The organism is Cupriavidus sp. DF5525 (assembly GCF_040149425.2).
Lineage (GTDB): Bacteria > Pseudomonadota > Gammaproteobacteria > Burkholderiales > Burkholderiaceae > Cupriavidus > Cupriavidus pickettii_A.
The window spans coordinates 1,017,239-1,038,623 of record NZ_CP168266.1; the positions used below are offsets into that span (position 1 = coordinate 1,017,239).

Below are 21,385 nucleotides of genomic sequence, written 5' to 3' on the forward strand. Positions count from 1 at the left end.
TTACTCCTCGCAAAAGAAGGTTCCTCACCGATTTCCGGGGTGAACGAAGGTCTCTTGTCGACCTTCTCGGCTGTTCATAGAGAATGTGTGAACGTCTGAAGTCTGGACCATTTCAGCCGCACGAGGCTGGCTGCGAACCTCGGCCAGGCCATCTCAGACATGCCCAAGGAACTGCCACCAAAGCGGGCCGACGACCAGCCAGACAACCATGTAGATGAGGCTCATCAGAAAGCCAGCCTTCCACCATTCGCCCTGGGTGACGTAGCCGGCGCCGAACATGACCGGTCCGGAGCCGATGCCGTATTGGGTCAGGCAACCGTTGACGCTGCTCAGGATGCCGAGTGCGACTGCTGCGGTGAATGGCGGGATCCCGGCAGCGACCATAAGCGCCATGGAGAGGGGGAAGAGAGCACTGATATGTGCCGTGGCGCTAGCGAAGAAGTAGTGGATGTAGCAGTAGATCGCCGCCACCATCATATAGACGGCCAACCTGTGGAAGCCCTCCAAGTGTGCCCCGAACTCCTTGCCGAACCAGGACACCATGCCGTAATCATTGAGCTTGGAGGCCAGCATGATCAGCAGGCCGATCCAGATCATAGTGTCCCAGGCGGATTTCTCGTCAAGGGCATCCTGCCAGGTCAGCACGCCGGTGATGAACAGCAACGAAACGCCGAGGGCCGCCGCCAGCGTTGCGCCGATGGCCAGGTCCTCACCGAAAATCCAGAGCACCAGCAGGCCAATGAAGATTACCGCCATGATGATTTCCCTGGCGGAGATGGGTCCCATGGCAACGAGTTCCCTCTGGGCCAGGGCTGTCGCATCAGGTGTTTCGCGAATCTGCGGTGGGGCGATCCACAGCATGGCGAATGGAATGATGGCCAGACACAGCAAACCGGGGACAGACGCTGCCACCGCCCAGTCGAGCCAACTGATTGAGACACCTTGGTCTGCGGCCAGCTTGACCGCCAGGGGATTACCCGCCATCGCCGTGATGAACATGGCTGCTGTGATGATGTTAGCGTGGAAGGCGCATAGGATCAGATAGCTTCCCACCTTGCCGCGGGATTCCGGGTCGTCGGCATGGCTGCCAAGCACTTCCGCTATTGCTCGGGTAATCGGCAGCATCACCCCGCCGGCGCGGGCCGTGATGCTGGGCATGGCGGGCGAAATAATGAGTTCGGTTATTACCAGACCATAACCCAGTCCCAAGGTGCGCTTACCCAGCAGCCGCATGAACAAGAGTGCGATGCGGCGACCCAGGCCGGTCTTGATCACGCCTCGGGAGATGAAGAAGGCGAGCATCACCAGCCAAACAAGGTCCGTGCCCGTAGATTTGGTGACGTCGGCAAAAGACACGACGCCAACGAGCACGCCCACGGTCGCGCCGATAATGGCCACCGCCGCCATCGGAAGAGGGGCGGTCATGATGCCGGCGATAGTGGCGACAAATACGGCGAACATATGCCAGGCCTTTACCTCGAGGCCGGCCGGCGCGGGCAGGAACCAAAGGATGACGCCGATACCGACGGGGACGAGAAATTTCCAGAGGGTTCCGAGATGCCCAACTGGTGGCGCCTGTTTTGTCGCGGATGCGCTTGTGGGCGGTGGAGCCTTGGCAGGTGATACAGGCATGATTGACCTCCTGGCGGCGGCGTTGTTCGTTTGTCCGGAGCGTCGCAAGTCCCTATTGGGCCTGGAGCACGCTGTCGGTTGCCTCCTTGACGATGCGCGCACTGCGCCGCAGGGCCTCGCGCTCGATGGGGTCTAGTTCCGGATAAGCCAGTAGCTGCGCTCCGCCGCCATTGACCACCATCGGCAGCGACAAACACACTTCTGGTACGCCTTCGACTTCGGCATGCACAATGCCGACCGTGAGAATGGAGTCGGTGTTGTGCACGATGGCCTGGCAAATTCGCCCAATCGCACTGGCGATCCCATAGTGGGTGGCGCCCTTGCCTTCCTTGATGAGCTTGGCAGCCTCGTGCACGGAGCGCAGGATCAGATCGCGGCTGGCAGGCCCCAGCTCCTTGCCGGTTCTTGTCAGGAACGTTTCGAGGGGCATGCCTGAGACCGTCGCGCCGGACCACGCGATCACCGCGGATTCGCCGTGTTCGCCAAGGACGTAGGCGTGAATCCCCGGCGCCACGACGCCCAGCCGCTCGGAGAGCAGCGATCGCAGTCGCCCAGTGTCGAGCGAGGTGCCGGTGCTGATGACGCGCTCCCGCGCGCAGCGTAAGCGGTCAAAAACGACGGCGGCCAACACATCGCACGGGTTGCCCGCGATGACGTAGATCGCATCCGGGGCCAGGGGAGCAATGCTATCCACAATTTCCGCCGCGATGCCTGCATTGATTTTGGCCAGGTCCAGACGAGTCTGCCCTGGCTTCACACCGACGCCGGCGGTGATCACGATGATGTCGGCGTCGCGCGCGTTCTCGTAATCCCCGGCATGACAGCGGTTATGTCCCCAGAATGCTGCAGCGTGGGCTAGGTCCAGCGCCTGACCTTCGGCCCGCACTCGCGCCACATCGATGATGACGATCTCTGCGCTCGGGATGGCCACCGTTGCAAACAGGGCCGCCGACCCGCCAACCAGTCCTGCGCCGACGATGGCGATCTTGGGTTGCCGCATAGCATGCCTCCCTCGTGCCTGGATAATCGAATACCTGAACCAGGCGCCAGTCCGTGCGCGAGTCAACTTGAAGGCGGTGCGAAACCCGCGCGGGCAGGCGGGTAACCTTCCGTATGGTTTATATGACCTTTTCGGCAGAAGCGCCAGGGTTGTGCCGGGGCCGTCGGTGAAAAACCAAAAAAAAACGGCCGCTCGGGAAAATCCCCGGGCGGCCGCCAACGAGCAAGCTGCCCGGTGTCGATCCGATGACTGGAGCGTCTGGTCAGAACTTGTGGCGAATGCCGACGGCCGCGCCGAACATATTGCTCTGGCCGTTGGCCAGCGTGTAGCTGTTGCCCAGCGACAGGCTGTTGGCGAAGACCGTTGCCAGCGACTCGAGCATCAGCCCGGCGTTCTTCGCATAGGCGGTGGTCAGGTAGACGTCGGTGCGCTTGGAGAACGCATAGTTGGCCACGAAAGCGACCTGCCAGGGATTGGCGACGTTGGTATTGCCGAACAGGCTTCTGACGTTGTCGTAGTTGTATTCCAGCGTCAGGCCGATGGCCGGCGTGACCTGGTAGTTGGCGCCGATCCAGTAGAAGTCATCGCGCTGGATCACGACATCCGCCGCGTTCTTGTTCTGGCCCCAGCGGTAGCCGCCCATGATCTTGGCCGGCCCGATGCTGTAGCTCGCACCCACCACGGCCTTCTTGTTGGTGCCGTTGCTGGTGCCGATGGTCGGGTTCCACTGGTCGTAGCCAACGGTCACGCCAAACGGCCCGCCCTGGTATGCCACCGCGGCGCCATAGGCCGTGTCGCGGCGGAACTGGCCCGGGACTTCGCCGTTGCCACCGATCGGCGTTGCCACGCCTACGGTTGCCGGCAAGGCCAGGCCAGTGCCGAACGACCAATGCGCCAGCGCCGTGACCGGGCCGAACTTGCCGGTGTACTTGACCGTGTTGTCCTCACGGAAGTTCGGGCCGGACTGCAGCACCACCGGTTCGTATTGCGTGGCATAGGCCGTGGGCGAGAAATTGGCCAGCGCCTCGAACATCGACGTGTACTGGCGGCCGAGGCTGATCTGCCCGATGCCGGCCTTCTGCACGCCCACGAACGCCTGGCGCCCGAACAGGCGGCCGCTTTGCTGCGAGGTGCCGGTGTCGAGGTTGAAGCCGCTTTCCAGTACGAACAGCGCCTGCAGACCGCCACCGAGGTCCTCGCTGCCGCGAAGACCCCAGCGCGAGCCGGAGACCCCGCCGGAGTTCATGCGGTAGACGTCGTTGGCCGGCCCGCGGTTGAACTGGTTGGCGGCGGTCGGAACCGCGCCGAGGTGGTTGACGTACTCCACGTTGATGTCCGCCACGCCGTAGAGCGTGACGTTCGTCTGCGCGAAGGCGCCTCCCGAACAGGCGAGCAGTGCGGCCGCGGCCATGCTCCTGAGCTTCATTGGTATTTCTCCTCTTTTTCCTTTGGTTTGCGATGCGGATGAATCCGTCTCGGTAAGTACTACGGGTACTGCAATGTCTGTTGTGGCGTTGCGCTGCGCGAAGCCCGGCTCGGGCCTCAGTTGGCGCGCAACAGCTTTTCCAGCAACTCGATCGCGCGCGGCCACGGGCCATATCCCGCGGCCGGGTTCAGGTGGCCGACCTCGCCGAGGTCGATCAGCCGGCTGCCCCAGTCGCTGGCCATCTGCGCAGCGCGCTCATAGCTGGCGAGCGGATCGTTGCGGCTGGCGGCGAGGATGCTGGGGAAGGGCAATTGCGCCCGGGGCACTGGCAGCCAGCCGTGTTCTGCCAGCGTGGCGGTTTCCGGATAGCCGGCCGGCATCGGCGTTTCGAGATCGGCTGGGGTGGCGAGCAGCGCGCCACGGATCTTGCGGTGGTGCTGCGCCGCCCAGTGCACGGTGATCATGACGCCGGCGCTGTGCGCCACCAGCACCACCGGGCCGTCGATGTCGGCAAGGGCTGCATCCAGCGCGGCCACGCGAGCGTCGCGGCTGAGTTTGTCGTGTTCAAGCGGCGCGACGGAGCGGGCGTTCGGCAGCTCGGCCTGGAGCAGGGTCTGCCAGTGCTCCGCCACATGGTCGCGCAGGCCTGGAACCATCAGGAAGGTGGTATCAGCGGGAAGGTTCATCGGTATTTGGGGTAGTAAGTCAGAGAATCAGGCGTTTTTCGCGTGGGCCTCACGCTGGCTTTCCATGCGAAGCAGGTCGGCCGTGTAGGTGCGCCGCCCGACCAGGAAGCACACCGCGGCCAGCACGCCGGCCAGCGGGATCAGCTGAAGCGCGCCCAGCAGGCCGATGCGATCGGCAATCAGGCCGGTGACAAAGGGGCCGGGCGCCAGGCCCAGCAGGTTGTTTGCCAGCGTGAGCGTGGCAAACGCGGTGGCATGGATGGCCGGGTGGGTCAGGTTAGCCACCACGGCACTGGCCGGGCCGGCCGTGCCGCCGACAAACAGCATGCCGGCGCCGATCAGCACCAGCTGCGCTGTGCCCGCGGGCAAGCGGAACGCGGTGAGCAGCAGCGCGCAACAGGTCACGCTGTAGACCACTGCCATCAGCCACTTGCGCCTGGGCGCGTGGCGGGCGGCCCAGTCGGTCAGCGCGCCGCACAGGATCATCCCTGCGCCAGCCGCCAGCACGAACGCCGCGGCGGTCACGCCCGCACGATCCGTCGCCATGCCGTAGTAGCGCGACAGGTAGCTCGGCATCCAGGTAAGCAGGGCGCCCATGACCAGCAACTGCAGCGCACTGCCCACATAAGCACAGAGGATCGAACGCGCCGAGAAAAGGGCGGACAGCAGCGGGCGCAGCGACACGGTCTCGTGCCGGGGGGCACCGTCCGCTTCCTCGCCCAGCGCACGGCGCTGCGCCTGCAGGCGCGGCTCGGTAATGAAGAGGCGATAGATCACCACCAGCACCAGCCCGAAGATCGCCATGCCGGCAAAGGCCCAGCGCCAGCCAAACAGTGCCGACAGGGCACCGCCCAGCCCCATGCCCAGCACGGAGCCAAACGCGCCGCCAGCGATAAACGCCGAGCTCAGGCTGGCACGGAGGTGGCGCGGAAACACCGACAGCACCACGGCAATGCCGACGCTGCCATAGGCCGCCTCGCCAATCCCCACGCAAAGCCGTGCCACGAACATCTGCCCGAAATTGTTGGCCAGCGCGCAGCCCAGCGTGGCCAGGCTCCACAGCGCTGCCATCAGGATCAGGCTCCTGACCCGGCCCCATCGGTCGGCCAGGATCGACAGCGGAAACGTCAGCAAGCCCACCATCAGCGCCACGATCCCGCCCAGCGCACCCAGTTCGGTATCGCTCAGCGCCCATTCCACCTTCAGCAGGGGAAACACGGCATTGAGCACCTGCCGGGACATGTAGTCCGACAGCAGCAAGCCAAAGCTCAACGCAAAGACGAGCCATGCGTAAGAACGTGACGACTTCGCACCGGCCGCGCCGGCTGCGATGGGGGAATGCGTGGAGATTTGCCCGAGCATGAATGCCTTTCCTGGAAACGCTTGACTGCGACGATGGCTGCGCAGGCCAGGGGATCAAAACCCTCCCTTGAGACGCTGGCCACAGTCCTGTCGCGACTGGCGAAGTATCTAGGATTGGCTATCGATGGTTTGACTAACGGGGACAAGTTGTTTGCATTTTGGGACAGTCGGGGAAAACGAGAGGTGGGTGGCGGAGGCTGAAATGGCGGTGGGCAAAGCAGGCGTCACCTGCAATCTGGAGGCTGCCGAGATTGCCCGGCATGGACGGGCCCGGGCCAGTGCGACATGACGCACCTGATCGCGGCGCTATCAGGTTGCGTCAAAGTTCTGGCGGACAGCGCGGATACGTCATAGATTGATCAGGGCAAGCGAAACGCGGCATTGCAGCAAAGCCCGGTGTCACCGAACCGCCCATGCGCATGGCATGGCGTTTGCGGGCGCACTCAGCGACCGGATCTCATCCCAGCGGTAGGCGCGGACTTACCGGGGAGTCCAATGCCGCGATCATCCCAGGGGATCTCCTGGCCGGATGCTCCAAAGACGTGCTATCGAGGCGGTGACCATGGACGCAGGCAAGCAACTCGTGCATGCCCAAGAGGTTGGCATCAAGACCGGGCTGGTGCTCCAGAAGCGCCTGAAAAATGCGCAGGAAGCCTTAGGCCGGCGCATGCAGGCGGCTGCCGGGGACGTCGAAATCGGCGAGACTGGCCCCGGGGCGCTGTCCGATGTCGATTCATACAATGGCTTCGCTTACGCGTTGGACGCCGCGCAGCGCGCCATCCTCTTCTGGGACACGCTGCGCCAGCGCGGAAATCGTTTTGTCGAGCACGCCGCCGAGGGCCTGAAGCCGGTCCTGCACTTCGAATACGAGTTCGTTCTCGACGGCCGCCAGTTCGAGAGGCCGGTGAATTACGCGCTGCTGCGCATCACGCCGCCCGCAGGCGTGACGGTGGACAACGCCCGCCGCCCCTATGTCATCATCGACCCGCGCGCCGGACATGGTCCCGGCATTGGCGGCTTCAAGGACGATTCGCAGGTGGGCGTGGCGTTGCGCGCCGGCCATCCGGTCTACTTCGTCATCTTCTTCCGCGACCCAGAGCCTGGGCAGACCCTGCTGGACGTCTGCGAAGCCGAACAGCGCTTCGTGCGCAAGGTACGGGCACTGCATCCGGATAGCCCCAAGCCGGCCATCGTCGGCAACTGCCAGGGCGGCTGGGCAGCCATCATGCTGGCGGCATCGAGCCCGGACGACACCGGCCCGATTGTCATCAACGGCGCGCCGATGTCCTACTGGAGCGGCGCCTGGAGCGAAGGCGAGGGCGATAACCCGATGCGCTACGCGGGCGGCCTACTAGGCGGAACCTGGCTGGCTTCGTTCACCGCCGACCTCGGCAACGGCAAGTTCGACGGCGCTCACCTGGTCCAGAACTTCGAGAACCTGAACCCGGCCAACAGCCTCTGGGACAAGTATTACAACCTCTACAACAAGGCCGACACCGAGCCACCGCGCTTCCTTGAATTCGAGCACTGGTGGGGCGGCTACTACCTGATGAACCGCGAAGAGATCGAGTGGATCACCCGAAATCTCTTTGTCGGCAACAAGCTGTGGTCCGGCGACGTCAAGGACGCGGGTGGCAAGGGGTTCGACCTGCGCGAGATCAAGTCGCCGATCGTCCTGTTCGCCTCGATGGGCGACAACATCACCCCGCCGCAGCAAGCGTTCAACTGGGTGGTGGACCAGTACGCGAGCACCGAGGAGATCAAGGCGCGCGGCCAGGTCATCGTCGGCATGATGCATGAAAGCATCGGGCATCTCGGCATCTTCGTTTCAGGCAAGGTCGCCAAGAAGGAGCATGCGCAGATCGTGTCGGTGCTGAAGACCATTGAGCTGTTGCCGCCCGGCCTGTATGGCATGGTCATCACCGAGCGCAGGGAAAAGGACGAGCACGGCCAGAAGCAATATGACGTCGCCTTCCACGAATATCGGCTGGAAGATATTGCGGCACGGCTCAATCGCTTTCAGCGTGTCGACGAACGGCCGTTCGAGGCCGTGGCCGCATTGTCCGACTTCAACCAGCGGGCTTATGAACTGTTCGCACAGCCATTCGTGCAGGCAATGTCCAACGATATGTCGGCGCGCATGCTGCGCGCCTTCCACCCCCTGCGGGTACAGAACTGGGCCCTGTCTGACATGAATCCATGGATGGCCTGGCTGGGCCCCGCCGCCGACGCGGTCAGGGCCAACCGGCAGGCGCTCGCGGCGGATAATCCGCTGCGTCAGCAAGAGCAGGCAGGTGCCGAAATGGTAAGTGCCATGCTGGACAGTTATCGCGCGGTGCGCGACGCCATGACGGAAGCGTCCTTCTTCAACATCTACGCCAATATGTTCTCGCAGTTTCTCGGCGACAAGGCCGAAACACGGCCTGGCGTGCCCGTGATTACCGAGCCCAGGGAGTTGCCGGAGGTCAAGCAGGCCCTCGCGGCCATCAGCGAAGGCGGCTATGTCGAGGCGCTCGCCCGCGTGGCCTTCCTGCTGACGCACAGCGGCGAACCGTTGCCGCTTTCACGGCTCGAGTTGCGCAAGGAACTGGTCACCGACTATGCCGAATACCTGCCCGCGCTGGCGCCGGATGCCTGGCGCAGGATCCGGGGCGTGCAGGAGATCATCGTGCAGTACGCACCGGACCAGGCGCTCAAGACGCTGCCGGCATTGCTCAATGATCCGGCCGAGCGCGAGCGGCTTCTGACCTTGCTCGACAAGCTGTCCACCGATGAACACGTACTTGGCAGCCAGCCCACGCCTGATCAGGCGGCGATGCTGGCGCGCATCCGTGCCGCACTGGCGGGAAAGCCTGAGCGCATTCGCCGCGCGGCCGGGTGACTGCGCAGCGCGTGTCCACACCGATGCAAACTGGAGCAGGAGGATGTAGATGGACAACAAGCACGAGAAGTACCAGCGGCTGATCGAGTATTGCCAGGCCATCCCGCCAACGCCGACCGCGGTGGTGCACCCGTGCGACCAGAGTTCCCTGGAGGGGGCGGTCGAGGCAGCAAGAATGGGGCTGATCGCTCCCATCCTGGTGGGGCCGCGTGAGCGCATTGAAGCGACTGCGAAGGCCTGTGGGCTGGATATAAGCCCCTATCCGATTGTCGACGCGCCACACAGCCACGCAGCCGCGGCGGCTGCGGTGGAACTGGTGCGCGAAGGCAAGGCCGAGGCGCTGATGAAGGGCAGCCTGCACACCGACGAGTTGATGGCAGCCGTGGTAAAGCGGGAGACCGGCTTGCGCACCGACCGGCGCGTCAGCCATTGCTTCGTGATGGATGTGCCTGGCCATGAAGAGGCCTTGATCATCACCGATGCCGCGGTCAATATCGCTCCCACGCTGGAGGAGAAGGCGGACATCCTGCAGAACGCCATCAATCTTGCCCATGCGCTGCAGATCAAGGAAGTCCGCGTGGCGGTGCTGTCGGCCATGGAAACCGTCAACCCGAAGGTGCCGTCCACCATCGAGGCCGCGGCGCTATGCAAGATGGTGGACCGCCACCAGATCACCGGCGCGCTTGTCGACGGACCGCTGGCCCTCGACAATGCCATCGACCTGGAGGCGGCCCGGATCAAGAAGATCGACTCCCCGGTGGCCGGCCGCGCCAACGTGCTGCTGGTGCCGGACCTGGAAGCCGGCAATATGCTGGCCAAGAGCCTGTCTTTCCTGGCGGGCGCCGACGCGGCCGGGATCGTGCTCGGGGCGCGGGTGCCGATCATTCTCACCAGCCGGGCCGATTCCGTGCCCACCCGGCTGGCGTCCTGCGCCGTTGCCGCCCTGGTGGCGAAAGCCAGGCGCGAGTCCGCAAAGGTGATGGGGTAGCGCCATGGCCGACGTGATCCTGGTACTCAACGCGGGCTCATCCAGCATCAAGTTCAGCGCCTTCGACGCCAGCGACGATGCGCTCCGGCTGGTCCTGCGCGGCAGCATCGACGGGCTCTACACATCGCCTGCCTTCCGCGCCATTGACGGGGCCGGCGAAGAGGTCGAAGCGAAGCAGTGGGGCGAAGGTACCGAACTGGGACATGGCGGGGGGATCGCCTATCTCGCCGATTTCCTGCGCGGACATGGCGAGGGGCACCGGCTGATCGCGGTCGGGCACCGGGTTGTCCATGGCGGCGTCCGCTTTACGCAGCCAGCGAAGATCAGCGCCGAGGTGGTTGCGGAGCTGGCATCCCTGAGCCCGCTGGCACCGCTGCATCAGCCGCATAACCTCAAGCCGATCCAGATCCTCGCGCAGCAGCGCCCGGACCTGCCGCAGGTGGCGTGTTTCGACACGGCGTTCCATAGCGCCCAGCCCGAAACCGCGCAGGCGTTCGCGCTGCCGGCTGAAGTGACCGGGCGCGGCGTGCGGCGCTATGGCTTTCACGGGCTGTCCTACGAGTACATCGCCAGCGTCCTGCCCGGCGTGGATGCCCAGGCCGCGGCAGGGCGCACCGTCGTTGCCCACCTGGGCAATGGCAGCAGCATGTGCGCGCTGGTGGCAGGGCGCAGCGTTGCCAGCACGATGGGATTCACGGCAGTGGATGGGCTGCCCATGGGCACGCGTTGCGGCAACCTGGATCCGGGCGTGATCCTGTACCTGATGGATGAACTGGGCATGGATGCCCGCGCCGTCGAGGACCTGATCTACCGCAAGTCCGGCCTGCTCGGTGTCTCGGGCATATCGAGCGATATGCGCGCGCTGCTTGCCAGCGACGATCCGCGTGCCCGCTTTGCGATCGAGCTGTATGCCTACCGGATCGGGCGGGAGCTCGGCTCGCTTGCGGCCGCCGCGCAAGGCCTGGACGCGCTGGTGTTTACCGCCGGCGTTGGCGAGCACGCCGTCCCGATACGGGAACAGGTGTGCCGGCAGGCAGCATGGCTGGGCGTGGCACTGGACGCCGGCGCAAATGCAAGCGGCGGACCGAAAATCAGCGCCCCGTCGAGCAAGGTCGCGGTGTGGGTGATCCCGACCAATGAAGAGCTGATGATCGCCAGACATACCAAGGCGGCGCTCTGAACGGGGCGTGAGTCGGTTTGAAAGGGCCCACGCGGGAGCATGTCGATGGGACTTCTACGGTGGATGCGCCGGCGCGACGGGCGAGGCCATGCTCACGACAAGCAAGAGATGGCCGAGCTGACGGAGCGCGTCACCCGGCTGAATCCGCGCTTGCGGCTGGTGTCGCGCCACCAGCAGCGGCTTCGGCCTGCGCTCGGGCAGGCGCTGGACTATGTGCACGAACTCGTCCAGTCGCTTCCCGCCCCGCGCGAGGCCAGCCCGCAGGCATGGGGCACCGATCCCTGCATCCAGGCCTTTTTCGGCACGGCCCGTGACGTGCAGCTGGCCCTCAGCCGCTCTCCCGAACTGCGGGAGTTCTTCGCGCAGTCGCCGGATACGCAGCAGGCCTTCGCAGTACTTGGGATGGAGATGACCGAGCGGCGCACGCTCGGCGTTGCGCTGGAAGGTGATGTCATGCACACGGAAGTGCCACAAACCACCATCAGTTTCGGCGACCACAAGGTCAGGATCATCGCGTGCACCGAAGCCGCCCTGCGCGAGGAGATCGTGGGGCGAATGTTCGATCAGCTCGCCATGGAAGGGCTGGCCCGTTCCGCTGCCGGCAAGTCACGCCGCGACGTGCTCGAGCGCGAGCAGGCGCTGCTTGTGGCGCGCCTGAACCTGGCCCGGCGGCAAGGCACTGGCATGCGCTCGGTGTTTGGCGGCGATGGAGAAGCCACGCCCGGCGAGCAGGGCAGGCTGAGCGAGCAGGTTGCCGAGAACGAGCGCGAACTTGCGCAGCTTGGCCCCGAAACCGGGGCGCTTGACCGTCAACTGGAATGCCTGGCCGAGGTAATCGCGGACGCGCGCTCCTGCTTTTCCCTCGAGAAAAGACACCTGCGGCTTAGTGCAATGAACGTGCTGCTCGCGCCGGACAGCACAGTGCCGGCACACGAGATCGACCTGCTCACCGCCCACGTTCCGGGCGATCCGCCGCTGGTGCGATCCTTCGCGCTGGTGCGCATTGCGCGGGGCGACATGCTGCCGGCCACCGCCCTGCTCGATGAGGCGGAGCGCCTGCTTGGGGGGCTTTAAGCACTCGGGAATTCGGCAAATATTGCACGCTAATTGCACGTCAGCGTCGCCTTACCCCACCCCAAGCACGCGCCTGCGCGCGCCGTCGAACGCCGCGCCTTCTGTCACCAGCCACGTCTCTACCTCGGCCACCTGCGTAGTCTGTCCGTGTGCGCAGACGAAGTGGTATGACGCTTCGCTGGGCGCGTGGATGCCCCAGAGATCGACGAGCCGGCCCGATTCGATTTCCTCGAGCACCAGCGCCGAGCGTCCGATGGCCACGCCTTGCCCGGCCAGCGCGGCATGGATGGCCAGCTGCGACAGGTTGAATCGCTGGCCGTCCGATACGTCGGGCGGGGCCACGCCGGCATGGCGCAGCCAGCACTGCCACTCATCGGACTCTCCGGCGCCGTCCCAGGGGCTGACGTCGTGTAGCAGCATGCTGGCGCGCAGGCCGTCGGGCGAGCGCAGTTCCGGGTGTGCCACCAGATAGGCGGGACTTGCCACCGGGATCAGCCATTCCGTGAGGAACAGGCGTGCCTTCAGGTCCTCGTAACCGCCGGGATCGAAGCGCACGGCTGCCTCGGTGCCGTCGCGCAGCATGCGCGAGCGGTCCAGTGCGTGGAACTCGCCGTAGACGCGCAGGCCGATGTCGGGATGCTGCCGGAAAAAGCTGCCGAGCCGCGGCGTGAGCCAGGCCATGGCGAACGATGGCGAGCAGGACAGGGCGATGGGCTGCTTGTCCCGGGGCTTGCGCAGCTGCGTCAGCGTGCTCTCGATGGCCTGGAACGACTCGCGCAGCACGAGGCGCAGCCGCTCGCCTTCCGGCGTCAGCACCAGGGCGCGCGGCAGGCGCAGGAAGAGGGGGCGGTCCAGCCACTGCTCGAGCTGCTTGACCTGCTGGCTGACTGCTCCCTGCGTCACGCACAACTCGGCAGCCGCCTGCGTGAAGTTGCAGTGGCGCGCCGCCGCCTCGAAACAGCGCAGCCATCCCAACAACGATGCAGAAAGCGTGTTTGCCATTAGTTTGACTAATCGATGGATCAATACAAATGGTTTGTCATGCGTGGGCGTTGGGGCAAGAATGGATCTATCCGAGTTCTCCCCTTGTGCTCCATGACAATCGATTTCCCCGCATTACTTTCCGGACTGGTCCAGGATCTGCAAGCCGCCCGGCCTGTATTCTGGGGCAATCCCAAGCGCAGCGAGGCGCCGGCGATCCATATCGTGGTAGACGGGAACGGCATTAGTCTAGCTGATGTACGCGCTGCGCAGGCGCGTTTTGACCGGTTCGCGCCGCTGCTGGCACAGCTGTTTCCCGAACTGAAGGAGAGCGAAGGGCATATCGAGTCGGCCTTGCTGCCCGCGCCGGCCATGCAACGCTCGCTCGGCTTGCCTTCGTCGGCCGGTGCCCTCTGGCTCAAGGCGGACCACAGCCTGCCTGTGGCCGGGTCGATCAAGGCCCGCGGCGGCATTCACGAGGTGCTCGAATTTGCCGAATCCCTGGCGCTTGAACATGGCCTGGTGACGCTTGACAGCGACTACACCGTGCTGGCCGGGCAGGCGGCGCGAGCGCTGTTCGGCCAGTATCAGGTAGCGGTGGGCTCCACCGGCAACCTCGGCCTGAGCATTGGTGTGATGGCGTCGGCGCTGGGCTTGCGCGCCACGGTACACATGTCTGCCGATGCCAAGGACTGGAAGAAGGCGCGGTTACGGGCGCGCGGCGTGGAGGTGGTGGAGCATACCGGCGACTACGCGTCAGCGGTGGCGGCCGGGCGGCGCGAGGCCGATGCCGATCCGCACAGCTATTTCGTCGACGATGAGCGTTCGTTGTCGTTGCTGCTGGGCTACAGCGCCGCGGCACTGCACCTGCAGCGCCAGTTCGATGCGGCAGGCGTGCGCGTGGATGCCGCGCACCCGCTGTTCGTCTATCTGCCGTGCGGGGTCGGCGGCGCGCCTGCCGGTATCGCCTTCGGCTTGCGGCAGTTATTTGGGCCGCATGTGCATGCATTCTTCGCCGAGCCCACGCAGTCGCCGTGCTTTCTCGTGGAAATGCTGTCGCACGGGGCGTCGGTCTACGACTTCGGCCTGACGAACCGCACCGAGGCCGACGGCCTGGCCGTGCCCCAGGCATCGGAACTGGCTGCCGAGGCCATGCGTGCGCTGCTCGGCGGCGTCTACACCGTGCCCGACGACACGCTGTTCGTCGACCTGCACCGCCTGCGCGAATCAGAGGGACTGCAGATCGAGCCGTCGGCTGCCGCCGGCTTCAGCGGGCCGGGCATGCTGACCGGCACCGACGCCGGCCGCACCTACCTGAAGCAACACGGTCTTGAGCGGACGATGGCGCAGGCCACGCACCTGGTGTGGACCACAGGCGGGCTGTTCGTCCCGCCGGAGGCGTATGCGCGCTTTGCCGAGCGCGGCGCGGCGCTGGCCGCATCGGGCCGTTGAGTATTTGCCCCGCTATTTGCCCCGCTTTCTCCGACCTGCCAGGACCAGGGCACCGCGTAGTCACAACTCCGGCGTACCGAGCGCGCGGCTGATCCGCAACGCCGCCAGCGTGGCAATCACGCCCGACATCAGGTACAGGCTGACCGCGACCAGGCCGAACAGCGACGACAAGCCCAGCGCCACCAACGGTGCAAAGGCGGCGCCGAACAGCCAGCCGAAGTCCGTGGTCAGCGCAGCGCCGGTATAGCGGAAACGCCGTTCGAAGTTCGACGTCACGACGCCGGCAGCCTGCCCGTACGACAAGCCCAGAAGACCGAAGCCGACCAGGATGAACGCATCCTGGCCCACTGCGCCCCCGTCGAGCAGCCACGGCGTCACCAGGCTGAAGATGCCGATCAGCACGGCCATCGTTGCCAGCGTCTTGCGCCGGCCTACGCGGTCCGCGATCCAGCCCGAGAGCAGCGTGCCAATGAACGCAATGAAGCCGCCCACGAGCTGGATGGCGAGCACATCGGAGATGTCCTGCGTCTTGTGCAGGATCACCCAGGACAGCGGGAACACCGTGACCAGATGGAACAGCGCATAGCTGGCCAGCGCGGCAAATGCACCGAGAAAGATGTTGAATCCCTGCGCGTTCACCATCTGCAGGGTGCTGATCGGCTCAAGCTCGTCTTCTTCCAGCAGCCGCGTGTACTCGTGCGTCACCACCAGGCGCAGTCTTGCAAACAGCGCCACGACGTTGATCGCGAACGCCACGTAGAACGGATAGCGCCAGCCCCACTCGATGAACTCCTGCGGTGTCAGGCTGGCATGCAGGAACAGGAACAGCGCACCGGCGACGATAAAGCCGGTCGGCGCACCGAGCTGGCCCACCATCGCGTACCAGCCGCGCTTGTCCTGGGGCGCGTTGAGTGCCAGCAGTGACGGCAGCCCGTCCCACGATCCGCCAAAGGCAATGCCTTGCAGGACGCGGAACAGCGCCAGCAGGTAGATCGAGGTGGCACCCAGCGAGGCGTACGACGGCAGGAAGGCAATCCCCACCGTGGCCGTGCCGAGCAGGAACAGCGACGCGGTCAGCTTGATGCCGCGCCCCCAGCGCCGCTGGATACGCATGAACAGCGCCGTGCCGAACGGCCGCGCGATAAACGCAAACGAGAAGATCGCGAAGCTGTAGAGCAGTCCCGCCAGCTCGCCCGCGAACGGAAAGTACACCGTCGGGAAGACGAGCACGGAGGCAATGCCATACACGAAGAAGTCGAAGTACTCGGAGGCGCGCCCGATCACCACGCCTGTGGCGATCTCCGCAGGTGCCACGTCATGGTGGCCAGGCGCCGGAGGTGCCGTGGGCGAGGCGCGATGCTGGTGGGTCAGGCTGGCCATCGTAGAGGCTCCTTATCGCCGAGTGCTTCGATACTGCACTTAAAGTCCCGCACTCACAAGAATAGCGCCTAAACTGCCATAGGTAATCGAAAGGTCGGTTCGTCGGTACATCACCGACATTCTTTTGACGCCACTTCCGAGACCATGCGACGCTTCGACGCTGCTATGACGCCGCTGCGTGCCCCGGGAAGACTGCTTCTTCGGTGTGCCGCGATCGCCTTGCTGGCAAGCCTGACCGGTTGCAGCGCAGTGCTGCTTTCGCCATCCGGTGACATGGCCGTGCGCCAGCGCGATCTGATCATCATCGCCACGTGCCTGATGCTGCTGATCATCGTGCCGGTGATCCTCCTTACGCTGCTGTTTGCGTGGCGTTATCGGGAAAGCGCGACGGACGCGCCCTACAACCCCGAGTGGGACCATTCCACGGTGCTCGAACTGGCGATCTGGTCCGCGCCGCTGCTGATCATCATCGCGCTCGGCGCCGTGACCTGGGTCAGTACCCACCAGCTCGATCCGTACCGGCCGCTGACGCGGCTGGAGCCGGGGCGGCCCGTTCCGGCCGAAGTCAAGCCGCTGACGGTGCAAGTGGTGGCGATGGACTGGAAGTGGCTGTTCCTGTATCCCGAGCAAGGCATTGCCACGGTCAACGAACTCGCAGCGCCGGTCGATCGCCCGATCGCATTCCGCATCACCGCCACCTCGGTGATGAACGCGTTCTTTGTCCCCTCGCTGGCCGGCATGGTCTACGCGATGCCCGGCATGGAAACCAAGCTCCATGCGGTCATCAACAAGCCCGGCGTCTTTGACGGCTTCTCGGCCAACTACAGCGGCGCGGGCTTCTCGCACATGCGCTTCAAGTTCCACGGCCTGTCGAACGAAGACTTCGATCGCTGGATCCAGCAGGCCAGGGCATCCGGCAATGACCTGTCGAAGGACATCTACCAGAAGCTTGCGCAGCCAAGCGAGCGCGATCCGGTGCACCGCTACGCCAGCGTGGCGCCAGAGCTGTATGACCTGATCCTGAACCGCTGCGTGGGTGGCGGGACCTGCATGGCAGACACCATGGCGCTCGACCGCAGCCGCGGAAAGTTCGACCCGTCCGGCGAGATCTGTACCGCGAGCAACACCGGGGTGGTTGCACCCGTGTTCGCGTCGGATTCCAAGCCGAACGACGGCAGGCGGCTGCTGCGGTGAGGCGCGCTGTTGCATCTTCCCGTTCAGGATCCTCCGTTGAGGTTTTCGCCAATCCCTAACGGCCCCTTACGGCCACTATTGGTCAATTCAGGCACCAGGTGACAACAATGCCCGAGCGCTCCGAACTCGCCAATCTGATCTTCGGCCGACTTTCATGGGATGCCATCCCGCTCCATGAGCCCATCCTGATCGGCACCTTCATCGTGGTCGTGCTAGGGGGGCTCGCGCTCGTCGCCGCAATCACCTATTACCGCCAGTGGGGCTATCTCTGGCACGAGTGGTTCACGAGCATCGATCACAAGAAGATCGGCATCATGTACGTGATCCTGGGCATCGTGATGCTGCTGCGCGGCTTCGCCGATGCGGTCATGATGCGCATCCAGCAGGCCATCGCATTCGGCGACAACGCCGGCTACCTGCCGCCGCATCACTACGACCAGATCTTTACCGCGCACGGCGTGATCATGATCTTCTTCGTGGCCATGCCGCTGGTCACGGGGCTGATGAACTTCGTCATGCCGCTGCAGATCGGCGCGCGCGACGTGGCGTTCCCGTTCCTCAACAACTTCAGCTTCTGGATGACGACGGGCGGCGCGGTGCTGGTCATGATGTCGCTGTTCGTTGGCGAATTTGCGCGCACCGGCTGGCTGGCCTATCCGCCGCTGTCCGGCATCATCCACAGCCCCGACGTCGGCGTCGATTACTACATTTGGGGGCTGCAGGTGGCCGGGGTGGGGACCTTGCTCTCCGGGATAAATTTGCTGGTGACCATCGTCAAGATGCGCGCGCCAGGCATGACGCTGATGCGCATGCCGATCTTCACCTGGACGGCGCTGTGCACCAACGTCCTGATCATCGCCGCGTTCCCGGTCCTGACGGCTGCGCTGGCATTCCTGGCGCTCGATCGCTATGTCGGCACGAACTTCTTCACGGCCGACCAGGGCGGCAGCGCGATGATGTACGTGAACCTGATCTGGATCTGGGGCCATCCCGAGGTCTATATCCTCGTGCTCCCCGTCTTCGGCGTGTTCTCGGAAGTGGTTGCCACGTTCTGCCGCAAGCGCCTGTTTGGCTACGCGTCGATGGTCTATGCCACGGTGGTGATCACCGTGCTGTCATACCTGGTCTGGCTGCACCATTTCTTCACGATGGGTTCGGGCGCCAGCGTCAATTCGTTTTTCGGGATCACGACCATGATCATCTCGATCCCGACCGGCGCCAAGATCTTCAACTGGCTGTTCACGATGTACCACGGCAAGATCCGCTTCGAGGTACCGATGCTGTGGACGATCGGCTTCATGATCACGTTCGTGATCGGCGGCATGACCGGCGTGCTGCTGGCGGTGCCGCCGGCGGACTTCTCGCTGCACAACAGCTTGTTCCTGATCGCCCACTTCCATAACGTGATCATCGGCGGCGTGCTGTTCGGGCTGATGGCGGGCATCACCTACTGGTTCCCCAAGGCATTCGGCTATCGCCTGGTCTCGTCGTGGGGCAAGGCGTCGTTCTGGTTCTGGCTGATTGGCTTTTACTTTGCGTTCATGCCGCTGTATTGGCTAGGGCTGCATGGCGTGACCCGCCGCATGAGCTATTTCGAGGATGCGTCGCTGCAGATCTGGTTCCAGCTGGCGGCGTTCGGCGCGTTGCTGATCGCTATCGGCATCGCGTGCTTCCTGGTCCAGCTGGTGGTCAGCTTCATGCGTCGCGAGGAATTGCGCGACCTGACCGGCGATCCGTGGAATGGCCGCACCCTCGAATGGTCGACGTCGTCGCCACCGCCGCAGTACAACTTTGCCTTTACGCCGGTGGTGCACGACACCGACGCCTGGTGGCACATGAAGCAGCATGGCTACCAGCGGCCGCAACAGGGCTTTATCCCGATCCACATGCCGAAGAACACCGCGGCCGGCATCGTGCTGGCGGGCCTGTCCACGCTATGTGGCTTCGCACTGATCTGGTACATCTGGTGGCTAGCGATTGCCTCGTTCGCGGCAACCATCATCGCCGCGATCATCCATACCTTCAACTACAAGCGCGACTACTATCTTCCGACCGAGCAAGTGGATCGGACCGAAGCGGCGCGCACACAACTGATGGCCGGCCATGGTTGAGACGACGACCTTTCCCCGCCACGTGGAAGCCACCGCGGTAGCTGGTGAAGCACCACCGGGTGGCTTCCAGTTCTATCTGACCGAAGACCACCACCCGCAGAACGGCACGCTACTCGGTTTCTGGCTCTACCTGATGAGCGACTGCCTGGTATTCGCGTGCCTGTTCGCCGGCTATGGCGTGCTCGGCCGCGAGTACGCGGGCGGGCCGACCGGGGCGGAGCTGTTCGAATTGCCGCTTGTGGCGCTGAACACCACTTTCCTGCTGATATCGTCGATCACGTATGGCTTTGCCATGCTGCAGATGCAGCAGAACCGCATCGCCGGCACGCAGATCTGGCTGGCCATCACGGGCGTTTTCGGCGCGGCGTTCCTGGCCGTCGAACTGTATGAGTTCTGGCACTTGATCCACGAGGGCGCAGGCCCGCAGCGCAGCGCGTTCCTGACCTCGTTCTTCTCGCTGGTCGGCACGCACGGGCTGCACGTGACGTTCGGCATCGTCTGGCTGATCGTGCTGATGACGCAGGTGGCGCGGCACGGGCTGATCACGGCCAACAAACGCCGGCTGATGTGCCTGTCAATGTTCTGGCACTTTCTCGACGTCGTGTGGATCGGCGTCTTTACCTTCGTCTACCTGATGGGATCGTTGCCATGAGCGCGCACGACGATACGCTGGGTGTCCCCGGACACGGCCATGGACATGAACATGAAGAAGACGTGGGGCCGCACGCCACGCTGGGCGGCTACCTGACGGGCTTCGTGCTTTCCGTCTTCCTGACGGCCGTCCCGTTCTGGCTGGTGATGGGCGAGGTGTTCGAGAAGACGTCGACCACGGCCATCGTCATCCTGCTGATCGGCGCGGTACAGATCGTGGTGCACATGATCTACTTCCTGCACATGAACGCGAAATCGGAGGGCGGCTGGAACATGCTGTCGCTGATGTTCACGCTGGTGCTGGTGGTGATCACGCTGACGGGGTCGCTATGGGTGATGTTCCACCTGAACAGCAACATGATGCCGACGATGCAGCATGACCGGACGACGGAAGCGGGGAGTGGGACTGCGATTCTGCCGCCCAAGACGAAGTAGGGAAGCAGGATCGGGCGAAGCGGCCTGGCTTGTACAGCCAGGCCGCTTGCGCTTTAGCGTCCGCGGGTCGAAGCCGCGCGTTGCGCGCGAGTGGCGAAGCTGCCCTTCGGTACTCCACCACCCATGGCCTTTGCGGTAGCTGACTGGATCCGTGACGCATCAGGCTGCGTCATGGGCTTGGCTTTGCCAGCCGTCTTTGCCGGGCCTTGCGGTTGCCGTCCCGAGCCTTTCATGGTGGTCTCCATCGTGGTGGGCGTGTCTCTTGCACACGCCTTTCATTGGACGCGGCGGAAAGAGGCAAGTTTCTCGGTGAGCGGCCCCCGCTAGACCGGAAACTGCGTCGTGGACAACACCTGCTTGAGCACCATGAACGAGCGGATCTGCCTCACGCCCGGCAGGTACAGCAACTGTTCCGCGTGCAGCCGGTTAAAGCTCTCGCTGTCGCGGGTGCGCACCATCAGGAAGTAGTCGAATTCGCCGGTCACCACATGGCACTCCATGCAACCGGACACCTTCTGCGCGGCTTTCTCGAATGCCGCAAAGGATTCCGGCGTGGAGCGGTCCAGCACCACGCCGATGATCACCAGCATGCCCGCGTCCAGCGCGACCGGGTTCAGCAGCGCCACCACGCTCCGGATCATCCCCGCTTCCTTCAGCCGCTCCACGCGCCGCAGGCAGGCGGGCGGGCTCAGGTTCACCTTGGCCGCCAGCGCCACGTTCGAAATCGAGGCGTCTTTCTGCAACAGGCGGAGTATGGCCTTGTCCGTGCGATCCAGCGCCGGCGCGGGTTCCGGGGCCGGGGCGATATCACCGCGAACTTTTATTTTGCGGATAGCCATTTCTGTGCAACTACCGTAGGCAGCGAAGTAGGGTGACATCGGGATGATGTGTTGGAACAGCAATCTTTGCAAGCACGTTTCGCCGGCAATTGCCTACCATTTCACTGAACGCA

At 64.4% G+C, this 21,385-nt stretch carries 18 protein-coding genes; 9 read left to right on the forward strand and 9 right to left on the reverse strand.

The genetic code is table 11. The annotated features are described in order from the left end of the window. Positions 1-153: 153 nt before the first annotated feature. The 5 genes from ABNX08_RS25935 to ABNX08_RS25955 form a co-directional block, all read right to left on the reverse strand. Positions 154-1,632, reverse strand: coding sequence for an anion permease (locus ABNX08_RS25935; RefSeq protein ID WP_022538560.1), 1,479 nt, complete (start codon positions 1,630-1,632; stop codon positions 154-156). A gap of 52 nt (positions 1,633-1,684) precedes the next feature. Next, positions 1,685-2,632: a lactate dehydrogenase gene (locus ABNX08_RS25940; RefSeq protein WP_022538561.1), complete on the reverse strand. Its 948-nt coding sequence runs from the start codon at positions 2,630-2,632 to the stop codon at positions 1,685-1,687. 262 nt (positions 2,633-2,894) lie between these two features. Beyond that, entirely contained in the window at positions 2,895-4,058 is a 1,164-nt protein-coding gene (locus tag ABNX08_RS25945; RefSeq protein WP_022538562.1) for a porin, read from the reverse strand. A 116-nt stretch (positions 4,059-4,174) separates the two neighbouring features. Next, entirely contained in the window at positions 4,175-4,744 is a 570-nt protein-coding gene (locus ABNX08_RS25950; RefSeq protein WP_022538563.1) for an alpha/beta hydrolase, read from the reverse strand. A 27-nt stretch (positions 4,745-4,771) separates the two neighbouring features. Then, positions 4,772-6,106 (reverse strand): MFS transporter, encoded by a 1,335-nt coding sequence (locus tag ABNX08_RS25955; protein ID WP_022538564.1) that lies wholly within the window; start codon positions 6,104-6,106, stop codon positions 4,772-4,774. Positions 6,107-6,668: 562 nt separating this feature from the next. Here ABNX08_RS25955 and ABNX08_RS25960 point away from each other — a divergent pair. Genes ABNX08_RS25960 through ABNX08_RS25975 form a run of 4 tightly spaced genes read left to right on the forward strand, consistent with a single transcriptional unit; the run spans position 6,669 to position 12,229 of the window. Then, complete coding sequence (locus ABNX08_RS25960) at positions 6,669-8,987, forward strand: DUF3141 domain-containing protein (RefSeq protein WP_349605943.1); 2,319 nt, start codon at positions 6,669-6,671, stop codon at positions 8,985-8,987. 49 nt (positions 8,988-9,036) lie between these two features. Then, positions 9,037-9,975, forward strand: coding sequence for a phosphate acetyltransferase (locus tag ABNX08_RS25965; RefSeq protein WP_022538566.1), 939 nt, complete (start codon positions 9,037-9,039; stop codon positions 9,973-9,975). A 4-nt stretch (positions 9,976-9,979) separates the two neighbouring features. Then, on the forward strand, positions 9,980-11,155 hold the full coding sequence (locus ABNX08_RS25970; RefSeq protein ID WP_022538567.1) for an acetate/propionate family kinase: 1,176 nt from the start codon (positions 9,980-9,982) through the stop codon (positions 11,153-11,155). A 45-nt stretch (positions 11,156-11,200) separates the two neighbouring features. After that, positions 11,201-12,229, forward strand: a complete 1,029-nt coding sequence (locus ABNX08_RS25975) for a hypothetical protein (RefSeq protein ID WP_041682062.1) — start codon at positions 11,201-11,203, stop codon at positions 12,227-12,229. A 51-nt stretch (positions 12,230-12,280) separates the two neighbouring features. Here the strand turns inward: ABNX08_RS25975 and ABNX08_RS25980 are convergent, their stop codons facing one another. Continuing rightward, positions 12,281-13,231: a LysR substrate-binding domain-containing protein gene (locus ABNX08_RS25980; RefSeq protein ID WP_022538569.1), complete on the reverse strand. Its 951-nt coding sequence runs from the start codon at positions 13,229-13,231 to the stop codon at positions 12,281-12,283. Between the two features lie 93 nt (positions 13,232-13,324). On the opposite strand from ABNX08_RS25980, the gene ABNX08_RS25985 reads away from it, so the two are divergent. Further along, a complete protein-coding gene (locus ABNX08_RS25985) occupies positions 13,325-14,662 on the forward strand; it encodes a D-serine ammonia-lyase (protein ID WP_041681776.1) in 1,338 nt (445 codons plus the stop codon). A gap of 60 nt (positions 14,663-14,722) precedes the next feature. Here the strand turns inward: ABNX08_RS25985 and ABNX08_RS25990 are convergent, their stop codons facing one another. Then, positions 14,723-16,042, reverse strand: a complete 1,320-nt coding sequence (locus ABNX08_RS25990; RefSeq protein WP_022538571.1) for an MFS transporter — start codon at positions 16,040-16,042, stop codon at positions 14,723-14,725. A 144-nt stretch (positions 16,043-16,186) separates the two neighbouring features. Between ABNX08_RS25990 and cyoA the strand changes: the two genes are divergently transcribed. The 4 genes from cyoA (at position 16,187) to cyoD (ending at position 20,433) form a co-directional block, all read left to right on the forward strand. After that, positions 16,187-17,236: a ubiquinol oxidase subunit II gene (cyoA, locus tag ABNX08_RS25995; protein ID WP_022538572.1), complete on the forward strand. Its 1,050-nt coding sequence runs from the start codon at positions 16,187-16,189 to the stop codon at positions 17,234-17,236. A gap of 107 nt (positions 17,237-17,343) precedes the next feature. Next, on the forward strand, positions 17,344-19,347 hold the full coding sequence (gene cyoB / locus ABNX08_RS26000) for a cytochrome o ubiquinol oxidase subunit I (RefSeq protein ID WP_022538573.1): 2,004 nt from the start codon (positions 17,344-17,346) through the stop codon (positions 19,345-19,347). Further along, positions 19,340-19,999, forward strand: a complete 660-nt coding sequence (cyoC, locus tag ABNX08_RS26005) for a cytochrome o ubiquinol oxidase subunit III (protein WP_022538574.1) — start codon at positions 19,340-19,342, stop codon at positions 19,997-19,999. The genes cyoB and cyoC overlap by 8 nt, the downstream gene beginning before the upstream one ends. Then, positions 19,996-20,433, forward strand: a complete 438-nt coding sequence (gene cyoD, locus ABNX08_RS26010; protein WP_022538575.1) for a cytochrome o ubiquinol oxidase subunit IV — start codon at positions 19,996-19,998, stop codon at positions 20,431-20,433. Before cyoC ends, cyoD begins: the two co-directional genes overlap by 4 nt. 53 nt (positions 20,434-20,486) lie before the next feature. Here cyoD and ABNX08_RS26015 read toward each other — a convergent pair whose 3' ends face one another. Both ABNX08_RS26015 and ABNX08_RS26020 read right to left on the reverse strand, forming a co-directional pair. Continuing rightward, positions 20,487-20,678, reverse strand: a complete 192-nt coding sequence (locus ABNX08_RS26015) for a hypothetical protein (protein ID WP_374063714.1) — start codon at positions 20,676-20,678, stop codon at positions 20,487-20,489. 78 nt (positions 20,679-20,756) lie between these two features. Beyond that, positions 20,757-21,272, reverse strand: coding sequence for an Lrp/AsnC family transcriptional regulator (locus tag ABNX08_RS26020; protein WP_022538576.1), 516 nt, complete (start codon positions 21,270-21,272; stop codon positions 20,757-20,759). Positions 21,273-21,385: the final 113 nt, after the last annotated feature.